Origin of the sequence: Longimicrobium sp., from assembly GCA_036389135.1 — a bacterium.
Taxonomy (GTDB): domain Bacteria; phylum Gemmatimonadota; class Gemmatimonadetes; order Longimicrobiales; family Longimicrobiaceae; genus Longimicrobium.
On the sequence record DASVQP010000030.1, the window covers coordinates 47,544 to 68,080 of the forward strand.

Genomic DNA, 20,537 nt, shown 5'->3' on the forward strand with positions numbered 1-20,537 from the left:
CCAAGGCGGATCGGGCGTTCAGAGCAGAGTTGTGCTCTGGGCCCTCTTGATATTTGACGGGGTATCCAGCCAACCCAGACTTGTCAGGCGATCCCACGCGGTGGCGACGTGACGCGGCTTTAAGATCCGCTGCTTCCGCGGATTCCAGGCGTGGACGATCGCCACCGCCTGCGCAGCGTCCCTGGCTGGTGCTCCGCCTTCGCGGCCGCCGTGCACCCCGGCCCAATGCACGGTGGCCAGCAGCTCCATTCCGTACGGCGTCTCGAACCCCTCGATCAGCGCCACCACGCGCTCCAGGCGGCGCCGCGAATCGGAATCAACGTCAAGGTATGCCTCCGCGGCTTCCACCGCGTCGGGGAGGAGCTCGATCTCGGCATCCGGGCGCTGGCTGTCGCCATAGCCGCGGACGTAGTGGCCCTCCATCGCCTCGAGCACCTTGTTCAGGTTGTGGGCGTAGGGTCCGTATATGCCCGGCTCGTACTTCAGCCGAAGCGGCTCGCCGGCGGCCTGCAGAAAGTACGCTAGCTTCTGCACCTCGAGCAGCGTCCTGCTGTAGTCCAGCGCCTCGTAGCTCTCCATCAGCTTGATGAAGAGCGCCCTGGAGGCGGTCATCTTCGGCTTTTCGGTACGCACCGGCATCGCCTTCGCGGCAGGCGCGCCGGACGGTTCGTACAGGAGCACCTCGACGTCCGGAAGAGCGGTGAAGGCGGCCTCGATCTTCGGCCTCACCTCTGCCCAGTCGAGCCCGCCGAGCCCGCACCCGAGCGGCGGCACCGCGATGCTCCGGATGCCGCGCTCCCGGACCTCCTCCACCAGCGCGGTGAGCCCGGTCTCGATGTCCTCCATGCGCGAGTCGCCCCGCCAGTGCCGCTTCGTGGGGAAGTTGATGACGTAGCGGGGATGGATGAGCATCCCATGGTCGTGTACCAGCATGCGTCCCGGCGCGACCATGTTCGCGTTGCACGCAGCCTCGTACGCCTTGTAGTTGGCGGGGAACGCCTGCTTGAACTGGAGCGCGATCCCCTTACCCATGACGCCGACACAGTTCACCGTGTTGACCAGGGCTTCGACCGGAGCCTCCAGCAAGTTCCCATGCGCAGTCCGAATCACGTCGCCGGCTCCTCGTCAGTAGTACCAGTTCCGCTTGGTCAGCACCCGCGGCGCATGCGCACCCGGGTAGTTGCCGAGCGTCTCCTCGACCTGCCCCTTCACCCTCCCATTCAACACCGCGATACCGCGGATCGCACTCCACGGCAGGTGCTCCCATACCAGGAACTCGGCCTGCTTCCGCCGCATGCGGTCATTGTCGTCTGGCGTGTCCCTCCAGTACCGCTCGCCCACCAGGCTCCAGTCCACTTCGCTGAGCTTCGCCAGGTCATCGTACCAGCTGGTCATCGCGGCCAACCCATGCCCGTCGGCAAACACCCAGGGGCGCCGCGCCTCCAACACTCGCTCGACCGTGGTGACCAGATACACCAGCGGAGCCTGTCCCTGTTCGTACCCCGCAACCCGGCTCGTGTGCAGGTTGAGCTGCATCACCGAGAGCGGACCAAAGTAGAACGGCACGTAGTCGTGGATCGTCCCGCCGGGGCCACACGGCACTCGCCGCACGCTTCGGTTCGACTGCACCGCGGTGTTGTGGATCGTACGGTACGGCAGGCCGTCCGCGGGCGTGGAGTTGGGAGCGTGCAGCGCACCGCGCTGGATCAGCGTCGGAAGGTTGTCCACATGCACGATGCGGTACAACCGGGTCGGTTTGGGCACCTCGCTCGATCCAGTCACCTCCCGCGTCCCCCTGGATGTGAGCCCCCGCGCGCACGCCCGCCGATCACGTGCCGGCGCGAAGATGAGCCGCTCGCCCGACGTGACGCAAGGGCGGTGCGAAGGCATCACACAGAGGGCGCAGAGGGGAACTACAAGCCGCGGAGAAACCTCTTCTCGGTTCTCTCCGTACCCTCTGTGTCTCTGTGTGAGGCCATGCAGTTCTTGACCTGAGCGCGAAGCCGCGGCCATACTGCGGAAGCGGCCGTATAAACCTTTTGCGCGTTCCAGGTATCATACGAGTTGTGGACGCCGCGCACTCCCATTTTCTACATTGTAGAAACCCTCCGATGCCCCGTATCGATTCCGATCTCCCGCGCGTTCCCGCCGCGCTGCTGCGCCTGCTGCTGCCGTACGCGGAGCGGCAGGAGGTGCTGGGCGACCTGGCGGCGGAGCACCGGGAGCGCGTGCAGTCGCAGGGGCGGCGGGCGGCGGGGCGGTGGGTGTGGCGGCAGGTGCTGGCCTCCGCGCCGGAGCTGGCGGGGCGGGGATGGTGGCGCGGCTGGAACGGGTTCGAGCCGCGGGCGAACTGGGATCAACCGAGGGGAGCCATGTTCCAGGACTGGGGTCAAGACGTGAAGTTCTCGCTGCGCCGCCTGCGGAAGCGCCCCACCTACACGGCGCTCACGGTGCTCACGCTCGCGCTGGGCGTGGCGGGCACGGCGGCGGTGTACGGCATCGCCAAGCGGCTGCTGCTGGAGCCGCTCCCCGTGAAGGCGGAGCAGGAGGTAGCGGTGTTCTGGGCCGAGGGCGGCTGGTCCGAGGCCGAGTTCCTCCAGCTGCGCCCCACCATCCAGGGCTTCCAGCACCTCGCCGCCTTCCGCGCGCGCGACGTGCCGATGCAGCTCGGCGACGCGCCCGCTCAGCTGGTGAAGGGGGTCGCCGGGACGGCGGAGCTCTTCCAGGTGCTGGGCGTCAGGCCATCGGTCGGGCCGGGCTTCCGGCCGGGCGACGACCGCAACACGGCTGAGCCGGTGGCGGTGCTCAGCCATTCGCTCTGGCGGGAGCTGGGCGCGAACCCGTCCATCGTCGGCGAGCAGATCGAGCTGGGCGGGGTCAAGCGTACCGTCGTGGGGGTGATGCCGCGCGGCTTCTGGTTTCCCGATCCCACCGTTCGCGTCTGGCTCGCGGAGCAGCTCGATCCGGAGGATGGGAGCGGCAACTGGGGGCTGATCGGCCGGATGCGCCCCGGCACGCGGATGGACCGGATGGGCCCCGAGCTCGCGCGCGTCATGAAGCTGATGCACGCCCAGTTCGACTATCCCGAGGGGGAGTGGGACAAGCGGGCGAACCCCACGCTGACCCCGCTGCGCGACCGGCTCGTCGGCGACATCCGGCCGGCGGTGCTGGCGACGTTCGCGGCGATGGCGGTCATCCTCCTCATCGCCAGCGTCAACGTGGCGGCGCTGATGCTGGGGCAGGTGGACAGCCGCGGGACTGAGCTGGCGGTGCGCAGCGCGCTGGGCGCGGGCCGGCGGCGGCTGCTGATCCAGCTCGTAGTGGAGTCGCTGGTGATCGGGGCGATGGCGGGGGTGATGGGTGCGCTGATGGCGCTGGCGGGCTTCAATTTCCTGGCGGCCGCCCTCCCGCTCGGCGCGCTGGCCGAGGCCGCCACCATCGACTGGGCGCTGCTCGCTGCGGCCATCGGCATCGCGCTGGCGGCGGCGACGGCGGTGGCGATGGTGCCCGGCTTCTCGGTCGCGCGCAGCGACCTGCAGTCGCGGCTGACGAGGACACGGACGGGCGGGATCGGCGGGCGGGGCGGGCGCGTGGAGAGCGGGCTGGTGGTGGCGCAGGTGGCGCTCGTGCTGCTGATGGTGGCCGGCGCCGGCCTGCTGATCCGCAGCGTGCGGAACCTGCGCGCCATCGATCCCGGCATTCGGGTGGAGGGGCTCGCCGTGCTGGACGTGGTGATGCCCTCCGCCACCGAGCCGGCGCGCCGGCCGCAGGTGATGCGCGAGCTGCTGGACGCGCTGCGCGCCCTCCCCGGCGTGGAGGCAGCGGCGGCGACGCAGCGGCTCCCCCTGCGCGGCTCCAGCGACAACTGGGGGCTCACCATCCAGCGGCAACCGGAGCTGGAGGACGCCAACACCGCCTTCCGCGTGGTCTCGCCGGACTACTTCCGCACGATGGGTATCCCCATCCGCAGCGGGCGCGGGCTGCTGGAGACGGACCGGGACGCCGCCGCAACCGAGGGCGCGGTGGTCATCAACCAGGCGCTGGCCGACAAGTTCTTCCCCGGGCGCGACCCCATCGGGGAGATGATCGGCTTCAGCGAGCGCTGGGACCGCGTGGTGGGCGTGGTGGGGAACGCGGCCGAAGCGGATCTCAAGCCGGAGCCGGTGCCCGCGCGCTACATGTCGTACGAACAGGCGCTCTGGCTCCTTCCCGGCCAGACGGTGGTCATCCGCATGCGCGACGGGCGCGATCCGGCCGCCATCCTGGACCCCGCGCGCCGCGCCATCCAGCGCGCCCTGCCGCAGGTCGCCATCCAGGACCAGACGACGATGGCGAACGTCTTCGATCGCGCCATCGGCCCCGCGCGGCAGGTGATGTCGCTGCTCACCCTGCTCGGGATGGTGGCGCTGGCGCTGGGGACGATCGGGGTGTACGGCGTCGTCTCGCACCTGGTGACGCGCCGCAAGCGGGACTGGGGGATCCGCATCGCGCTGGGGATGCAGCCGGCGCACGTGGTGCGGCACATCGTGGGGCGCGGCGGCACGCTGGTGGGCGCCGGCATCGTGCTGGGGCTGATCGGCTTCCTGGTGATGGCGCGCCTCCTCGGCAGCCTGCTGTACGGCGTCGGCACCGCGGACCCGCTCTCGCTCCTCGGCGCGACGGCGATCCTGCTGGGGGCCGGGCTGTTGGCGGCCTTTCTCCCCGCGCGCCGCGCGAGCCGGATCGACCCCGCGCACGTGCTGCGGGAGCAATGATGGAAAGAAGTGCTAAGTGCTAAGTGCCAAGTGCTAAGTGCTAAGTGCTAAGTGCCAAGTGCTAAGTGCTGAACGGAAGTGCGTGAGTGCGTTAGTGCGTTTTTACTTAGCACTTGGCACTCAGGACTCAGGACTTTCCCTTCTTTTTGGAGCCGGATCGTGAGCGCAGACTCGCCGCTTGGGACCTTTGAGGAGCACGTGATGCTCGCCGTCGTCCGCACGCGCGACGATGCGTATGGGATGGCGGTGCGCCGCGAGATCGAGCGGGTGACGGACCGCGAAGTGACGATCGGGGCGGTGTACGCCACGCTCGACAGGCTGGAGGCGAAGGGGTTGCTGGGCTCCGGCCGCACCCCGGGCGAAGGGTCGCGCCGCGTCTTCACGGTCACCATGCGCGGCGCATCGGCCCTGGCCGAGACGCGCGCCATGCGCGAGCGGCTCTGGCAGGGGGTGGACCTGAGCCGGCTGCTGGCGGGGGCGGGCTGAGCGGAGCACGAAACAGAGCGCGGGGCCGCACCGGCTCCACCGAACCATTCTGAAGGATCGATCCATGACCCGACACATGGCCGCGCTGGCGGTCCTCGCTCTCGCCGCGGCGGAGCCTGCCACGGCGCAGGCGCCCAGCGACGTCACCTGGATGATCGCACCCGGCGGCCGCCCGGCCGCCACGGACACGCGCCAGATCATCATCCGGTATCGCAAGCCGGATGGCAAGCGCACCAGCACCGGCTCTTCGCGCCCGCTCGAGGATCTGCAGGGGCTCGATCAGGCGCTGCTGGCCTCCGCGGATGGCGGGCCGGTGAGCTTCCGCCTCGCCAGCGATCCCGGCACGCTTGAGTGCAGCGGCGTCGTCGCCCGGGGGAGCGGAACAGGGACGTGCGCGTATACGCCCGGCGCGGGCTTCGCGGACGCGCTGGCGCGGGAGGGTTTCGTGCGGCCCACAGCGGAGGAGCAGCTCCATCTGCTGGTGCACGGCGCCAGCCTGGCGTACGCACGGGAGTTCCGCGGCCTGGGCTACGCCGGACTCACGCCAGAGCAGCTCGTGTCGCTGCGCATCTTCTACGTGGCTCCGAACGACGTGCGCGAGCTGCGGCGGCTGGGCTACACGGACCTGTCGGTGGAACAGCTCGTCGCGCGCCGCATCTTCAGCGTGCCGATGGCGTACGCGCGAGCGCTCGGCGGCCTGGGCTACACGCAGCTCACCATCGCACAGCTCGTCGACCTGCGCAGGGCGGGGGTCACCCCGGACTTCATCCGCCTCGCGAACCAGGGCGGCCGGCGCCTTTCGCCCTACGAGCTCCTCCAGTTGCGCGACCGTGTGCGCAGGCAGGTACCATGAGCCCCCGATCGATCGCCGCCGCGCTCCTCTTCTTCGCCCTTCCCGCCGCTGCCCAGCCGCCCCTGGCGGGCGACTGGGTGATGCGCGCCGCCACGCATTCCGAGGCGAGCATGCCGGAGCTGGAGGGCGTCAGGGGCGTGCACCTCGCGTTGCACACTCCTGGGCTCAACACCCGCTACGTGCCGCTGGCCGATTTTGCGGGGCTCGGGCCGGAGCAACTCGCCTCCAGCGCGCCGGCACGATTCCATCTGCGCCAGGACCCGGGCACCTTTGAGTTCGCGGGGAGCTTCGCGGGAGGACGCGGCAGGGGCCGCTTCACCTTCACCCCCGATCCCGCCTTTGCCGCGGAGCTGGAGCGGCGCGGGATGCAGCGGCCCACGCCGGCGCAGCAGTTCTCGATGGCGCGGCACGGCGTCGCCCTCGCCTACCTGGACGAGCTGGCGGCGCAGGGGTACGCCCGCCCCACCACCGCCGCGCTGGACCGCGCGGGGATGAGCGGCGCGGATCTCCTCTACCTGCGTCAGATGGGCGCGCTGGGCTACCGGCTCGGCACCCTGGAAGCACTCATGCGGCTGAGCAACAGCGGCGTGAACCCGGGCTACCTGCGGGAGATGCGCACGCTCGGTTACGGCGGCCTCTCCGCCGAGCTCCTGATCCGGCTGCGCAACCACGGCGTCACCGCATCGTTCGCGGAGCGGATGAACGCCCGCGCCGGCCGCCGCCTCGCCGTCGAAGAGCTCGTGCGGACCCGCTCGCGCGGCGAACGGTAGCATCCAACCCTTTACCTGGAAAACGGAATCATGCGGCGCTTTGCACTCGTCCTGATCCTCCTCTTTGCGGCGGTCCTTCCCGCGCGCGCGCAGCAGTCCACCGACCGCGAGCAGGTGCGCCGGGCGGCGCTGGACTACGTCGAGGGCTTCTACGAAGGAGACAGCACCAAGCTGGTGCGCAGCGTGTCGCCGAACGTGCGCAAGAACGGTTATGCGCGCGGGCCCAACGAGGCGGCGTATCGGGCTTCCGCCATGCCGTACGAGGGGTTCATGCGCTACGCCGCCGGGGTGAGGGCCGGCCGCGGCGGGCCGCCCCCGAACGCGCCGCGCGACATTGTCATCTACGACGTGCAGGACCAGACTGCGAGCGTCAAGGTGACCGCGTGGTGGGGGACGGACTACCTGCTGCTGGGCAAGGAAAACGGCCGCTGGATGATCACGCACGTGCTATGGCAGAGCTCGCCGCGAACAGAAGTCCGTTAGGCACTTCAGGCGGCGAGCAATCTGCCGATTACGTAGCTGTGAGTCCGACCTCGAACCGCCGCTTCACACAGAGACAAGCAGTTGCAGTTCAGATCAGCGCGCCATCGAGAAAAAGCTCGCCGCGCTCGAAGCGGTCCACCGCCAGCGGCGCGATGTCGAACGTGGGGCGGTCGCCTGCGATGAGCTCCGCGACGGCGAGGCCGACGGCGGGCGCCAGCATGAGGCCGTGGCCACTGAAGCCCGCCGCGACCACGAAGCCGGGAAGCGACGGGTGCTCGCCGAGCAGCGCGTTGTGGTCGTGCGTCATCTCGTACAACCCGGCCCACGCCTCCGCCACCGACCGCACCCGCGCTACCGGGTAGCGGCTCCGGAGCGTCTGGAGCATATCGTCGAGCCGGCCTTCGTCGCAGGCAAAGTTCTCGCCCGGCGGCTCGGATGGGCGCGAGCGGCCGATCACCAGGCGGTCCGGCGCGCCGGGGGAGCGCGCGTCGTCCAGCCGCCAGTGCGTCCCGTCCAGGTCGAAGATCATGGGGATGGACGACGGCAGCCCCTCCTCCAGATCCAGCCGAAAGAGGTGCTGCCGGACCGGGGTGACTGGGACCTCCACCCCCGCCGCACGCCCCACCGAAGCGGCCCAGGCGCCGGCCGCGTTCACCACGACGGGCGCCTCGATGCGCCGCTCGCCCCCGGCCGTCTTCAGCCTCACCCCAGAGACCCGCCCGCCGCTCCGCTCCACCTCCACCACCTCGCCGTGCACGTACTCGGCGCCGGCGTGCTCCGCCAGCGCGCGGAGGCCGGCCAGCACCTCGCGCGGATCGAGGTAGCCGTCCTCCGGTCCGAAGATGCCGAGCACGATGTCGTCCACCCGCAGCCCCGGCACCTCGGCGCGGATGCGGTCCGGCGTCCACAGCTCGCACGCTGCGCCACTCTCGCGCTGCGCCTTGAATCGCCGCTCCATCCCGGGCGCGCCCTCCGCGTCGGCCAGAAAGAGGTAGCCGCGCTCGCGGAACCAGGCGCGCGTCGGGCGTGGCGTGGCGGCGGTGAGCTCGTCGAAGCGCCTGTAGAAGCCGACGCTGTGCCGCGCCAGCGCGACGTTGAGCGGCGATCCGTACTGCTGGCGTATCCCCCCCGTCGCCAGGCGCGACGACGCGCGAGTGTAGGCCGGATCGCGCTCGGCCACCACCACGCGCGCGCCGCCGAGCCGCTCCCGCAGGTGCAGCGCGATGCTGGAGCCGATCACGCCACCCCCCACGACCACTACCGCCGCGGCGTCACTCATCCGCACCTCCCGCGCGGGACCGGCGTCATCCCCCGGCCCCGCGGGTGGCGAGGCTCACGACGATGAGCCCGAGCTCCGCGTGCTCTTCTTCGCGCCACCAGACGTCTTCTTCGCCGCGCCCGAAGTGCTCTTCCTGGCACCGGACGAGCTCTTCTTCGCGCTGTCCGAACTGCTCTTCTTGGCCGCGCCGGACGTGCTCTTCCTGGCGCCGCTGCTCTTCTTCGCCGCGCCCGTGCCGCCGCCGGAGGCGGAGCGCTTGCGGGGGGCCTTCCTGGCGCCGGCTTCCCTGCGCGCGGCCACGGTCGCCCGCGTGGAGGCCACCAGCCGCTCGACCGCTTCCAGTCCGAGCGCGGCGCCGCCGTGGAGCCGCTCCATCACCTGCTCCACGCGGCCGAGGACGGTGGTGTCGCCCGCGCCGAGCTTCTCCAGCGAGTCGACGGCCCACTTGTAGTGCTTGGCCTCGTCCTCGGCGCCGCGGCGGATCACCTCGCGCACCTCGGGCGGAAAGCGGCGGCCGGCGGCGCGGGCGTACTTGTTGGCGCTCTCCCACTCGTTGGTGCGGAAGGCCAGGAGCACCGCGCGGTCGCCGCCCGCCGCGCCGAGGGCCTGCACCGCCAGCTTCAGCATCCCGGTGGAGAGGTGCGGCGCCGTCACCGGCGTTCCGCCGCGCGCCGTCACCAGCTCGCCAATCTCGGCGACGTGCCGCTGGTGGTCGCGCTTGAACTGGCGGAGCTTGCGCTTGAGCGTCTCCGTGGACACCGCGTCGATCGCCACCTGGTACGAGGCAACCGCGTCGTGGTCGAGCTGGAGCAGGTCATTGAGCGCGGCCATCAGCGCCGCATCGTTCTTCGCCATCGTCTCTCCTCGATCGGGGTGGTGTCCACTGTGGTCACTCCCGGCACTGCAAACCCGTGGCCGGTGGCGCGGACGCGGGTCTCCGCGTCGAAACAGCGGAGGGCAAGTGCGGAAGTGCGGAAGCGCGTTGGAGACCCGTGGTCATCCCCCACATTCTGTCATCCTGAACCTTTTCCGTTCAATCATCGCTCCGCAGCTTCACCAGCAGCCGCAGGATCTCCAGGTACAGCCAGACCAGCGTCACCAGCAGGCCGAAGCCTGCGTACCATTCCATGTAGCGCGGCAGCCCCGCCTCCGCGCCCTGCTCGATGAAGTCGAAGTCCAGCACCAGGTTGAGCGCGGCGATCACCACGATGAAGAGGCTGAGGCCGATCCCCATCATGCTGTTGTCGTGAAGCAGCGGCATCTCGGTGCCGAACATGCGCATCACCAGGCTCACGATGTACAGCATGGCGATCGCGCCCGTGGCCGCCGTGACCCCCAGCTTGAAGTTCTCGGTGGCGCGGATCAGGCCGCTGCGGTAGGCAACGAGCAGGCAGAAGAGCGTCCCCGCCGTGAGCGCCGCGGCTTGCATGGCGATCCCGGCGAACTGCTGGTTGAGGAACGCGGAGACCCCACCCAGCACCAGCCCCTCCAGCGCGGCGTAGAGCGGCGCGGTCACCGGCGCCGCGCGCGGCTTGAAGATGGTGACCAGCGCCACCACGAAGCCGCCGATCGCCCCGATCATCACCAGTCCGCCGGCCATGGGATCGGCGTTCGCGGCGCGGTCCCAGGCGAAGGCGCCCGCCACCAGCAGGATCCCCACCAGGATGATGGTGCGGTTGACCGCCCCTTCGATGGTCATCACCCCCTCGCCGGCGGCCACGTGGCCGCGGGAGAAGGTGCGTTCGTTGAGCGCGGGATTCGCGGTTCTCATCAGGGCAACGTTCGTGATTGGAAGGGACGGGGAACCGTGCGGAGTTCCGCTGAAGATTGTTCGCGCCGCGCCGCCGGTGCAAGTCTCGCATCCGCACGTGGGGCATTCCGCTTGCCGGGCTGGGACCGTACCTTCCCTGATGCCCTGCCGCACCGCCACCACCTCAGCGGCACGTGCATCTCGCCGAACGCTTCCTGGAGCGCGCATGATCCGACTGGGTGTGACCGGCACCGACACCGGGGTGGGGAAGACGATGATCGCCACCGTGCTCCTGCGCATCCTGCGCAGCCGCGGGCTGCGCGTGGCCGCCATGAAGCCGGTGGAAGCCGGCGTGAAGCCAGACGATCCCGCCAGCGACGCCCGCCGCCTTCAGGCCGCGGCCGGCGGCGGCGACCCAATCGCGGACGTGCGCCCCGTGCTGATCGCCGAACCGCTTGCGCCCTGGGTGGCCAGCGCGCGCGCCGGCACCGAGGTGGACCTGGGCTTGCTCGACGCCGCCTTCGCCCGCCTCGCGGAGGGGCGTGACGCCGTGCTGGTGGAGGGCGCCGGCGGCCTGCTCGTCCCCCTGACGCGCGACGTGGCGTTCGACGGGCTCTTTGTGCAGTGGGAACTGGACGTGGTGGTGGTGGCGGGGAACCGCATGGGCGCCATCAACCACACCCTCCTCACCGTGCGCGCCGCCCACGACGCCGGCCTGCGCGTGCGCGGCGTCGTGCTCAACTCGCTGAGCCCCGAGACGCCCGGCATCGCCGAAGCCACCAACCTGGAGGCCCTCTCCGAGCTCCTGGCCCCGGTCCCCGTCCTCGCCTTCCCCTGGCTGCGCAAGCCGGACGACGAGGCCTACGTGCTGGACGTGGCTCAGACCGCCGGCCTCGACGCGCTCCTCGGGGACCGCACGCCGCGCCCATAGCAGTCACGCAGAAAACCGGAAGCGCCCGGCCTCACGTCTGGGCGCTTTGTACGTGCCGAAAGTTCGACTGAATGTCTACCTTTTGCCAGGGCGCGATTGACGCCTATCCCGCGAACAGCTACCTTTTTTTGACAGAAGTTCGACAAAAAGTCTACCTTTCGCCAACATGCCTGGCATAGTGCACAACGCGATCTACGAGATCGCCGAGGAACAGAACGGCTACGTCACCGCTGCCCAGGCCGTGGATGCGGAGATCGACCCTCGTACGCTCGCGAAGATGGCGGAGAGAGGAGTACTGGAACGGGTGAGCTGGGGTTTGTACCGCCTGACCCGCTTTCCGCACTCCACCTTCGATCAGTACGTCGAGGCGACCCTCTGGCCGCTCTCCGCCCGCGCCGTGATCTCGCACGAGTCCGCACTGGTACTCTACGGCCTTTCGGATGTGAATCCGGCCCAGGTCCACGCCACGGTCCCGAAGTCCTTTCGCGTCAGGCGAGAGGTGCCGAAGTGGCTCGTGCTCCATCGCGCCGACCTGGACGACGCGGACTGGCACGTGTACGAGGGCGTTCCCGCTACCACCGCTGAGCGCACCATCCGCGACTGCCACGCCGCCCATCTCGGTCCGGCGCTGGTTCGCCAGGCGATACGCGACGGCCGGCGCACAGGCTTCTTGCGAGCGAGCCGAGCCGACTCGCTCGAAAGGGAGTTGCTGGGGGGAGTCCGGAACACTGAGGATTCGTGAAGAAGCCCGTCAGGCCCCCGGTGTCGGAAAGGACGCTGACAAAGTACGTCATCGCCTACGCACGGGAGACGGGAGCGGACGTTGCCCGTGTAAGGCGGGGGATCTCGTTCATGGCGATCGCCGGAGCCCTGCGCCAGACTCCCCGCGACAGCGGAGACGCGCCGGCTTTCGTCCTAAAGGGTGGAGTCGCGCTCGAGTTGCGCCTTCGCGACAGGGCTCGGGCAACGAAGGATCTCGACGTCATCCTGAATCGGCACCAGGGCGAGCTGCTGGAAGAGCTGGAAGACTCCCTCGCCAGATCGTATGAAGGCTTCACCTTCCGCCGGAAGGGGGAAGAGCTCCGGATGAAGAACGGTGCTGTGCGCGTGAAGGTCCAGGTTTCGTTCCACGGTCGCGAGTGGGGTACCTTGGAGGTGGACGTCGCGCGCAACGAAGGCGAGACCGAGGTGGACCTCCTGCCAGGGCTCCCCTTGCTCGACGACTTCGGGATCACGGGACCCGAGGAAGTGGAATGCTTGTCTCTCCGGCACCACATCGCCCAGAAATTCCATGCGATGAGCAAGCCGGCACCCGCGGGGAGGAGAAACGACCGGTTCCGCGATCTTGTTGACCTCCTGCTGATGCGGGCGCTGGTAACGAACTACGCGGCCTTGAGAGAAGCGTGCGAAGAGGTGTTCGCGCGCCGCGCGACCCATGAGTGGCCTCCCGTGATCGTGCCCCCTGCGGAGTGGCGAGAACCCTTCGCGCGTATGGCGGCGGAGAACGAGCTGCCGATTCGCGATTTCGACGCCGCCGTCGTGGAGATCCGGAGGTTCGTGGAAGAGGTGAGTTCGGCAACAGCGGAGTAGCGAGCGTGACCCCGTGGAGCCGTTTGGTACGTTTATGGGCAACCCGGCCGCACACCTTCAAAAGAGCTGGATCTGGAACCGGATCAAACGCCCGGGCTGCGGCAGGCCACACTGATCGTACCGGGTCGCATCGCCCACGTTGTCCGCCGCGACGCGCGCTTCCAGGCGCCGGAGCCAGGAAGTTGCGCGCAGTGCCCACGTCTTGGAGAGTGAAAGGTTGATCTGCGTGCCCGCATTCAGCCGTGCATCGTCGCCGGTGCCGGGGTGGATGCAGAACTGGTCGCCGGTGTAGTCGGCCTCCGCCGTGGCGCGGAGACCGAGCGCGAGCGGAAAGCGCGCCTCCGCGTGGCCAAAGAGCTCGGGAAGGTTTTCCGGCCGGTGCGTCGCCCCCGCCGCGGTATCCGTCAGGTCGACGGACTGGATCGTCAGATCGCCCGCGAGCGCGACGGAGCCGAGCTGCTGCGTCGCCAGCAGCTCCACGCCCTGGCTGGTGAGCCGGTTGCGGTTCACGCGCAGGAACTTGCGGTCGGGGAGGGTGATGCGGACCACCGCATCGTCGAGCTGGTGGCGGAACACCACCGCCTGGATCTCTCCCGCGCCGATCCGCGTCGTCACTCCGGACTCCAGCGCGACGAGCTTCTCGGGCCGGAGGTTCGGGTTGGGCTGGAAGCGGTTGAGGGCGCCGGAGTAGAGCTCCCGGAGCGAGGGGAAGCGGCCGCGGCGGCTGGCGCCCGCGTGCAGGAGGGTGTTCCCGCGGTTCAGCGCCGCGCTGAGGCCGATCCGCGCCCCCCACTCCTCGAGACGGTCCTGGCGCGGCTCGCGTCCCCCCGACTCCGGTGTCTCCGCGACGTCAAAGGCGCCGCCGACGCTCAGCCGCAAGCTGTGCGGGGTGCTGGCGGAGCCCACCAGCCGCCACTGGTTCTCCCCTCCGATGCTCAGCAGGCGCTGCCGGTAGCGCGCCTCCTCGCCGGGAAGGAGCTCGTCGTGGCGGACTTCGACGAGCGTGAAGGCGCCGCGCAGCTCGCCGCGCGACCCCACCGATTGGCCGGCGAGCAGCCGCAGCGTGAGCGTTCGATCCTTTCCGTCCTCGAAGCCGTTGGGCTCGCCGTACTCCCGCGACGGGTACGCGTCGATGTCCGTGCGCCCGGCGTCCACACCGATGCTCATCTCCACGTCGCCGAAGCCGCCGAGCGGGGAGGCGCGATTCCCCGTACCGGCCGACGCGACGGCGAGCGACCGGGAGACGCGCGGGTAGCGCCAGAACCGTGCATCCTCCACCCCCAGCTCCGCCGCGATCCCGCGCTCCGCCCGGAGAGCCGACCCGGAGAACGCCATCCACGCACCACCATCCCCCTGGTAGCGGACGCTGAGGAAGCCGTTCCGATCGCGCACGTCGGTGTTCAGCCGCAGCCCATCGGTGGGCACGGGCTCGACGACGCCTCGCGCGAGCGGCTGTCCCGGCGAATCCCGGAACGCGCCGCCCGCCCGAAGCAGCCACGCGCCACCCCGCGCGGTGCCCGGCAGGCTCACCGCCGCCGACCCGCCGTATCCGCCGACGTGGTCGATGCCGGACGCCACCCGCAGAGAAGGGCTCCCTGGCTGCAGCGACGACCTGCCCACGTCTACCTCGACAACCCCCCCGAGCACGTTGGAACCGTAGAGCATTGACGAGAGCCCGCGGACGAAGCTGATCTCCTGCACGCTGGCCGCGGGAAGCACCGAAACGTCAGTCCGCGCATCCCACGCGAGGTTCAGCGGCACTCCGTCCACCAAGACCGCGACCTGCCGTGACTCCGAGCCGCGAGCCGAGATCTCCGCTTCGCCGCGCGAGTTCGTCCGCACGTGCAGCATCGGGATCTCCCGGAACATCTCCGCGACCGTCGGCGCCACGGGCAGCGCCAGCGAATCGACACGCACCTCGATCGCGCTCGATCCACCCACCGTCGTGACGGGACGGGTCGCGACCACGCGGATCTCCGGAACGCGGTGGACGGCGGAGTCGCGGCGCGCGGCATCGCCCGACTGCGCCCACGCATCGGCGACAGTCATGCTGGCGAGGCAGGCGAGTCCCACGAACCTCATTGCCCGTGCTCGCGAATGCGCAGCGAAAAGGCGGGATCTTCGGCGTGCTTGAGGGCGCGCTCGTTGATGTGGAAGCGCTCGCGGGCCTGCGCGAAGGGAAGGTCGGTGTCGATCAGCCCCAGGTCGTAGGCCAGCGCGTCGGAGTAGCCGGGGAGGAGGGTGCGCGGGCTCCACGGCACCCGGCGCGGCGCGATGCGGTTGACGTGGCGAACCAGGTTGCTGGTGCAGTTGCTGGTGAGGGTGTTGTAGAACTCGGGGCGCTCGCGCAGCTCGGTGGCGCGCCGCAGCACGTCCTCCAGCATCGCGCGCACCTGCGCCGGGGTGGCGCGGACGGGGTAGAGGTACACCTGGTCGCGGCGGTGGCTGGTGCGCACCGTCACCACGTCGCGCTCGTCGGCCAGCACGTAGATCAGCTCATACCGCTTCAGCAGCCCCTTCAGCGGCGAGAACGTCTCCCCCTTTTCCTTGCGGATCTCCACCGACGCGGCCAGGAACTGCCCGTCGTCGAAGCCGAACGACACAAAGGTGTGCGCCGGCCCGCGCCAGTCGTCCTCGAACGGCTCCACCGCGTACCACGCCGTGCGCAGCCGCCGCAGGTCGTACGCGCGGTCCTCCCACGCCACGGTGTAATCGCTCTCCGTCCGGTAGCGCGCGTTGCGGACGTTGTGGACGACCACCGAGTCGCCCTTCAGCTCGGCCCACGCCAGGCGCGCGTTGTCTGGCGTCCAGTCGCGCGTGTTGGAGGGCCGCACCCGGCTCCACGCCGCCAGCGCGACGACGAGTATGGCGGCCGCGATCGCCCAGCGGGCGGATGGAAGGTGCATGCGGAAAAGGACTTGGCGATGGGTGAACCCCGGTCGCATACAACTTCACGCACCGGAGCCTCTTGTCCCCGACGTGCGCACACCCCGTTATACGGCAGCGCACCCAGTGGCGGTGGTACAGAATGGATGCCATGTGCAACAACTCGCAACCGTCACGGGACGATCCACCCAGGTACCATCACGCGGCGCTTACAGTCATCAAACAGGTTCAGTGGGCGGCGGCCACTCCTGGAGCCGCCTCAGCCCGGCGGGTCGTGACCGTCGTGCCGACCACGAGCGCTGCGATCACCAGCATACCGGTCCCGGCCAGGAAGGCCGTCGCGTAGCCATGAGTCACGGCCTCATTCGCCCGCGCCACGATGGCGGCATCAGTGCCGCGCTCCTGAAGGATCCGAGCGGCGCCAGAGAGGCGGCTGTTTGCCGCGAGGTTGGAAATCGTCCCAAGGACAGCCACTCCCAGCGCGGCGCCGATCTGCTGGGCCGTGTTGAGCATGGCCGCGGCCACGCCCGCCCGCTCCGCCTCGACCCGGTGTACCGAGGTGAGCGTAAGTGGCATGAATCCCATTCCGAGCCCGAAGTACGTCAGAAAGAGCCCCGGTAGCACGTGACCGCCGTACGAGGAACCCGGAGTGAGCCGCGAGAGCCACAGCATCGCGCCCGCCGCGATCAGCAGCCCCGGCACCGACACGGCCCGAGGGGCCAGGCGCTCCAGCAGCTTCGAGCTGATCCCGGCGGCCAGCACGATCCCGACGCTTACCGGGAGCGAGGCCAGCCCTGCCATCACCGGGCTGAAATTCAGGATCTCCTGGATGAACTGCGTCATGAGGTAGAACGTCGCCATCAGCCCGCCACCGATGAAGAGAACCGTGGTGTACGACCCGGTCCGGTTCCGGTCGCGGAACAGTCCGAGCGGGAGCATGGGATGCGCACGGCGTGTCTGCAGCCCGACGAAAAGGGCCATCAGGACCGCCGAGACGAAGAAGGCGCCCAGAGTGGTGCCATCGCCCCACCCATGCTCGCCTCCATGCGTGATGCCGTACGCGAGCGCGCCCATTGCCCCGGCGCCGCTGACCGCGTCCACGGAGTGGAGCTGGCCGGCGCCACGCTGCCCCTCCACCAGGAGCCGGGTGCCAGCCAGGACGGCCAAGCCGATGGGGACGTTGATCCAGAAAACCCAACGCCAGCTGAGCAGACCCGTCAGGACCCCGCCCAGCAGGACACCGACCGTCATTCCCACCGCGGACATGGCCGCATAGACCGCCATCGCGGAATTCCGCGGCTTTCCGACTGGGAAGGTGGTCGCGATCAAGGCCAGCACGTTTGGCGCGATCAGCGCCGCCCCCACCCCCTGCAGAGCGCGAAAGCCGATCAGCGCCGCGGCGCTCATACCCATCCCGCCAAGCAAGGACGCCAGGGTGAAGATGCCGAGGCCCAGGCGGAGCACACGCCTGCGGCCATAGAGGTCACCAGCCCGGCCGCCGAAGAGAAGCAGCGCGCCAAAGGCGAGTACGTACGCGCTGATGATCCACGGCAGCGTCGCGGCCGGGACGTTCAGGTCGCGCTGGATGCTCGGCAGGGCGATGTTCGCGACGGTGTCGTCGAGCACGAGCATCAGTTGCGCCGTCGCGATGACGAGCAGCGAAAGACCGAGTCCGCGGCCCTCCGGAGCCGCGCCGGTCTGCTGATTCTGAATGGAAACCGCACTGGACATGGGAACGTCTCCGCTAAGTACGAACCGACATCACAACATACCCCCTCCCCGTATACATTCACGTTACATAGCCCCACCCCCTATGTCAAGCGGTGTGCCGGGCACATCCCCTGCGTCGCGAGCGAGGCGAGCCGCGCACGAGCCACCCATTCCCAGCGAGATCCGTGAACGCCCCACCCCCGGTCACCGTCCTCTGCGTCGCTTCGTTCTTCAAGGGCGAAGAGTTCCTCCGCGAGTGCAAGCGGCTCGGCTGCCGCGTCCTTCTCCTGACGGTGGAGAAGCTGCGCGAGGAGAACTGGCCGCGCGAGGCGATCGACGAGGTCTACTACATGCCCGACCTCTACGACCGGGACGACGTCTTCCACGGCGTCAGCTACCTGGCGCGCTCGGAAGACATCGCGCGCATCGTCCCGCTGGACGAATACGACCTGGAGATGGCCTCCGCGCTACGCGAGCACCTGCGCGTCCCGGGGATGGGCGAGACCACCGTGCGCTACTTCCGCGACAAGCTGGCGATGCGCATGCGCGCCGAAGAGGCCGGCATCCGCGTCCCCGAGTTCGCGCCGGTGCTCAACTACGATCGCCTGCGCGACTACATGGCCCGGGTGCCTGCGCCGTGGGTGCTCAAGCCGCGCACCGCCGCCTCAGCCATGGGCATCCGCAAGATCCAGGATTCCGAACAGCTCTGGCGCGCGTTGGACGAGCTCGGCGACAAGCAGTCGTTCCACGTGCTGGAGCACTTCGTACCGGGAAAGGTCTTCCACGTGGACTCGGTGGTGTGGAAGCGCGAAGTCGTCTTCGCCGAAGCCAACGGCTACTTCGATCCCCCCTTCGACGTGTACCACGGCGGCGGGCTCTTTTCCACACGCACGCTGGACCGCAACTCGGCCGAGGCGGAGGAGCTGCGCGCGATGAACTCCGTGGTGGCGCAGACGTTCGGCATCCTGCGCGGCGTGCTGCACACCGAGTTCATCCGCGGCCATCACGATGGCAAGCTGTACTTCCTGGAGACGGCCGCGCGCGTGGGCGGCGCCAACATCGTGGAGATGGTGGAGGCGGCCACCGGCGTGAACCTGTGGCGCGAGTGGGCGCGCGTGGAGGTGGCCGATGCGCGGGGCCATGAGTACACCGCTCCCGACGCGCGCCGCGACCACGGTGGCCTGTTGGTGACGCTCGCGCGCCAGGAGTGGCCGGACACCTCCGCCTACACGGACCCGGAGATCGTCTGGCGGATGAACAAGCGCCACCACGTCGGCCTCGCCGTCGCCTCCCCGGACCCCGCGCGCGTGGACGAGCTGCTCGCCTCCTACATGCGCCGCTTCCGAGAAGACTTCTACACCTCGCTCCCGCCGGCGATGGAGGCGAACAACTGAACTGCGCCTCACACAGAGCCACAGAGGGTACGGAAAGATGAACGGAAAGGGGCTTCTCTGCGGCTTTCCGTTTAACTCCGTGCTCTCTGTGTGAAACGCGGTTCAGGATGGCGGCTGCCCGACAAAACGCTCGGCGGCGCGGAGCACGAGCTGGTAGCGCGCGTCGATGTCGGCGCGGTCGTGGGGCTCGGGGGTGGCTTCGAGGCCGGCGCGGTGGATCATCTCGGCGTGGCGCAGGAGGGCGGAGACCTCGTCGGGGTCGCCGCGGGTGCAGCGCAGCACGGTTTCGATGGTCTCCAGCATCCGCAGCACCACCGCGGGGCTGCGCGAGCCGAACTGGCGGATCTGGTTGAAGGCGCCGTCCACCAGCCCAGCGAAGGTGATGGGGCAGCGGTGGATGACGCGCACACGCCCCGCCTCGTCGGTGCGCACCGGGTCCGGCGTGCGGCCGCGGCCGGCGCGGCAGAGCGCGGCACCCAGCCAATCCAGGCACCCGATGGCGGTGAACGGGTCGTTGATGGCCGGCGAGAGCGCGCGCACCGCCACTTCCACCAGCTGGTCCACCGCGAACTCCACGTCCTGCTCCGGCGTCCGCTGCGCGCCCACCACGAAGTGCCCGCGGATCTCGCGGACCAGCGCGGCGTCCAGCGACCCCGGCGGCCACGCGCGCACCAGCGGCGACTCCTCGGCCACGAAGTGCCCCGGCCGCTGCTCGATCACCAGCAGCACGTCCGCGCGCGTGGCAACCTTGATTAGCGCCTCCTCGTCCATCGCCTGCACGTAGCCGTCCTCGGTGCTGGGCACCTCGGCGGCGCGCTCGTCGAAGCCGTCGGGGAGCTCGGGGGTGTGCTTGCCGGGTGGGATGGCGTTCTCGGTGGCGAACTCGCCCTCCACCACGCGCCCCAGGTCGCGGCCCACGGCGGCTACCACGTTGGGCGCCTGGATGCTGACCGCCACGTGGTGGATGAAGTAGATCAGCACCCCGAGCGATGCCAGCCCCAGCACCACTCCCCCCGTCACCGATATGGCCGGGACGAAGTAGCCCGCCTCCTCCGCGCCGCGGATGGTGCGCAGGATCAGCAGGCAGTAGACGAAGGAGGCGATGAAGGTGCCCAGGACAAATTGGTTGCCCCGGTCTCGCATGAAGTTGTACAGCAGCCGCGGCCCCAGCTGTGTGCTGGCCAGCGACAGCGCCGCGATCGTGATGGAAAAGGTCACCCCCGCCGTCCCCATCACCGAGCCGGCCACCACGCCCAGGACGGCGCGCGCCCCCTCCGGCCCGCCCGCATAGATCCACCCCAGCCGCCCCGCGAACTCCGCGGAGAGGTATCGGTCGACCCTCACCAGCAGCACGGCCCCGATCCCTGCCGCGACCGCCATGATCGTGGGGATGAACCAGTAGGTGGAGCGCAGGGAGGACAGGAGGTGTTGGAACTTGAGTCTCAACGGTGCCTTGGGATTGAAGTGCGTTAGTAAGTGCCAAGTGCCAAGTGCTAAGTGCCAAGTGCTAAGTGCTAAGTGCTAAGTGCCAAGTGCCAAGTGCCAAGTGCCAAGTGCCAAGTGCCAAGTGCCAAGTGCCAAGTGCCAAGTGCCAAGTGCCAAGTGCCAAGTGCCAAGTGCCAAGTGCCAAGTGCCAAGTGCCAAGTGCCAA

18 protein-coding genes are annotated in these 20,537 nt (G+C 69.4%); 9 read left to right on the forward strand and 9 right to left on the reverse strand.

Annotated features, from left to right (window positions below; all coding sequences use genetic code 11):
• Positions 1 to 18 precede the first annotated feature (18 nt).
• Both VF584_07520 and VF584_07525 read right to left on the reverse strand, forming a co-directional pair.
• Positions 19 to 1,110, reverse strand: coding sequence for a macro domain-containing protein (locus tag VF584_07520; GenBank protein ID HEX8210020.1), 1,092 nt, complete (start codon positions 1,108 to 1,110; stop codon positions 19 to 21).
• A 15-nt stretch (positions 1,111 to 1,125) separates the two neighbouring features.
• Positions 1,126 to 1,782, reverse strand: a complete 657-nt coding sequence (locus tag VF584_07525; GenBank protein ID HEX8210021.1) for a DUF4433 domain-containing protein — start codon at positions 1,780 to 1,782, stop codon at positions 1,126 to 1,128.
• A 329-nt stretch (positions 1,783 to 2,111) separates the two neighbouring features.
• On the opposite strand from VF584_07525, the gene VF584_07530 reads away from it, so the two are divergent.
• The 5 genes from VF584_07530 (at position 2,112) to VF584_07550 (ending at position 7,346) form a co-directional block, all read left to right on the forward strand.
• Positions 2,112 to 4,754 (forward strand): ADOP family duplicated permease, encoded by a 2,643-nt coding sequence (locus tag VF584_07530; protein HEX8210022.1) that lies wholly within the window; start codon positions 2,112 to 2,114, stop codon positions 4,752 to 4,754.
• A 159-nt stretch (positions 4,755 to 4,913) separates the two neighbouring features.
• Positions 4,914 to 5,240 carry a helix-turn-helix transcriptional regulator gene (locus VF584_07535; protein HEX8210023.1) on the forward strand — a complete coding sequence of 109 codons (327 nt, stop codon included), beginning with the start codon at positions 4,914 to 4,916 and terminating at the stop codon, positions 5,238 to 5,240.
• A 64-nt stretch (positions 5,241 to 5,304) separates the two neighbouring features.
• Entirely contained in the window at positions 5,305 to 6,093 is a 789-nt protein-coding gene (locus VF584_07540) for a hypothetical protein (GenBank protein ID HEX8210024.1), read from the forward strand.
• Entirely contained in the window at positions 6,090 to 6,863 is a 774-nt protein-coding gene (locus VF584_07545; protein ID HEX8210025.1) for a hypothetical protein, read from the forward strand. Before VF584_07540 ends, VF584_07545 begins: the two co-directional genes overlap by 4 nt.
• A gap of 30 nt (positions 6,864 to 6,893) precedes the next feature.
• On the forward strand, positions 6,894 to 7,346 hold the full coding sequence (locus VF584_07550; GenBank protein HEX8210026.1) for a nuclear transport factor 2 family protein: 453 nt from the start codon (positions 6,894 to 6,896) through the stop codon (positions 7,344 to 7,346).
• An 88-nt stretch (positions 7,347 to 7,434) separates the two neighbouring features.
• Here the strand turns inward: VF584_07550 and VF584_07555 are convergent, their stop codons facing one another.
• From VF584_07555 to VF584_07565, 3 genes are all read right to left on the reverse strand, one after another.
• Positions 7,435 to 8,625 (reverse strand): FAD-binding oxidoreductase, encoded by a 1,191-nt coding sequence (locus VF584_07555; GenBank protein ID HEX8210027.1) that lies wholly within the window; start codon positions 8,623 to 8,625, stop codon positions 7,435 to 7,437.
• Positions 8,626 to 8,679: 54 nt separating this feature from the next.
• Positions 8,680 to 9,480, reverse strand: a complete 801-nt coding sequence (locus tag VF584_07560; GenBank protein HEX8210028.1) for a ferritin-like domain-containing protein — start codon at positions 9,478 to 9,480, stop codon at positions 8,680 to 8,682.
• A gap of 178 nt (positions 9,481 to 9,658) precedes the next feature.
• Entirely contained in the window at positions 9,659 to 10,396 is a 738-nt protein-coding gene (locus VF584_07565) for a Bax inhibitor-1/YccA family protein (GenBank protein HEX8210029.1), read from the reverse strand.
• Between the two features lie 205 nt (positions 10,397 to 10,601).
• On the opposite strand from VF584_07565, the gene bioD reads away from it, so the two are divergent.
• The 3 genes from bioD to VF584_07580 all read left to right on the forward strand — a co-directional run bounded on the left by bioD (position 10,602) and on the right by VF584_07580 (position 12,896).
• The gene (gene bioD / locus VF584_07570) at positions 10,602 to 11,306 is read left to right on the forward strand and encodes a dethiobiotin synthase (protein ID HEX8210030.1); all 705 of its coding nucleotides are present in this window, start codon (positions 10,602 to 10,604) and stop codon (positions 11,304 to 11,306) included.
• Positions 11,307 to 11,484: 178 nt separating this feature from the next.
• A complete protein-coding gene (locus tag VF584_07575) occupies positions 11,485 to 12,048 on the forward strand; it encodes a type IV toxin-antitoxin system AbiEi family antitoxin domain-containing protein (protein HEX8210031.1) in 564 nt (187 codons plus the stop codon).
• Complete coding sequence (locus VF584_07580) at positions 12,045 to 12,896, forward strand: nucleotidyl transferase AbiEii/AbiGii toxin family protein (protein ID HEX8210032.1); 852 nt, start codon at positions 12,045 to 12,047, stop codon at positions 12,894 to 12,896. The genes VF584_07575 and VF584_07580 overlap by 4 nt, the downstream gene beginning before the upstream one ends.
• Positions 12,897 to 12,953: 57 nt before the next feature.
• Here VF584_07580 and VF584_07585 read toward each other — a convergent pair whose 3' ends face one another.
• The 3 genes from VF584_07585 to VF584_07595 form a co-directional block, all read right to left on the reverse strand.
• Positions 12,954 to 14,978 (reverse strand): TonB-dependent receptor, encoded by a 2,025-nt coding sequence (locus tag VF584_07585; protein HEX8210033.1) that lies wholly within the window; start codon positions 14,976 to 14,978, stop codon positions 12,954 to 12,956.
• Entirely contained in the window at positions 14,975 to 15,802 is an 828-nt protein-coding gene (locus tag VF584_07590; protein HEX8210034.1) for a DUF4105 domain-containing protein, read from the reverse strand. Before VF584_07590 ends, VF584_07585 begins: the two co-directional genes overlap by 4 nt.
• A 208-nt stretch (positions 15,803 to 16,010) precedes the next feature.
• On the reverse strand, positions 16,011 to 17,513 hold the full coding sequence (locus VF584_07595; GenBank protein HEX8210035.1) for an MFS transporter: 1,503 nt from the start codon (positions 17,511 to 17,513) through the stop codon (positions 16,011 to 16,013).
• A 164-nt stretch (positions 17,514 to 17,677) separates the two neighbouring features.
• On the opposite strand from VF584_07595, the gene VF584_07600 reads away from it, so the two are divergent.
• Positions 17,678 to 18,886: an ATP-grasp domain-containing protein gene (locus VF584_07600; protein ID HEX8210036.1), complete on the forward strand. Its 1,209-nt coding sequence runs from the start codon at positions 17,678 to 17,680 to the stop codon at positions 18,884 to 18,886.
• 102 nt (positions 18,887 to 18,988) lie between these two features.
• Here the strand turns inward: VF584_07600 and VF584_07605 are convergent, their stop codons facing one another.
• On the reverse strand, positions 18,989 to 20,332 hold the full coding sequence (locus VF584_07605) for a DUF2254 domain-containing protein (GenBank protein HEX8210037.1): 1,344 nt from the start codon (positions 20,330 to 20,332) through the stop codon (positions 18,989 to 18,991).
• Between the last annotated feature and the right edge of the window lie 205 nt (positions 20,333 to 20,537).

Bases quoted from the DNA above. Each gene is read 5' to 3' on its own strand.
- bioD (HEX8210030.1), top strand. From the start codon at position 10,602: ATGATCCGACTGGGTGTGACCGGCACCGACACCGGGGTGGGGAAGACG.
- VF584_07550 (HEX8210026.1), top strand. From the start codon at position 6,894: ATGCGGCGCTTTGCACTCGTCCTGATCCTCCTCTTTGCGGCGGTCCTT.
- VF584_07565 (HEX8210029.1), bottom strand. From the start codon at position 10,396: ATGAGAACCGCGAATCCCGCGCTCAACGAACGCACCTTCTCCCGCGGC.
- VF584_07590 (HEX8210034.1), bottom strand. From the start codon at position 15,802: ATGCACCTTCCATCCGCCCGCTGGGCGATCGCGGCCGCCATACTCGTC.
- VF584_07530 (HEX8210022.1), top strand. From the start codon at position 2,112: ATGCCCCGTATCGATTCCGATCTCCCGCGCGTTCCCGCCGCGCTGCTG.
- VF584_07595 (HEX8210035.1), bottom strand. From the start codon at position 17,513: ATGTCCAGTGCGGTTTCCATTCAGAATCAGCAGACCGGCGCGGCTCCG.
- VF584_07560 (HEX8210028.1), bottom strand. From the start codon at position 9,480: ATGGCGAAGAACGATGCGGCGCTGATGGCCGCGCTCAATGACCTGCTC.
- VF584_07540 (HEX8210024.1), top strand. From the start codon at position 5,305: ATGACCCGACACATGGCCGCGCTGGCGGTCCTCGCTCTCGCCGCGGCG.
- VF584_07585 (HEX8210033.1), bottom strand. From the start codon at position 14,978: ATGAGGTTCGTGGGACTCGCCTGCCTCGCCAGCATGACTGTCGCCGAT.
- VF584_07555 (HEX8210027.1), bottom strand. From the start codon at position 8,625: ATGAGTGACGCCGCGGCGGTAGTGGTCGTGGGGGGTGGCGTGATCGGC.
- VF584_07545 (HEX8210025.1), top strand. From the start codon at position 6,090: ATGAGCCCCCGATCGATCGCCGCCGCGCTCCTCTTCTTCGCCCTTCCC.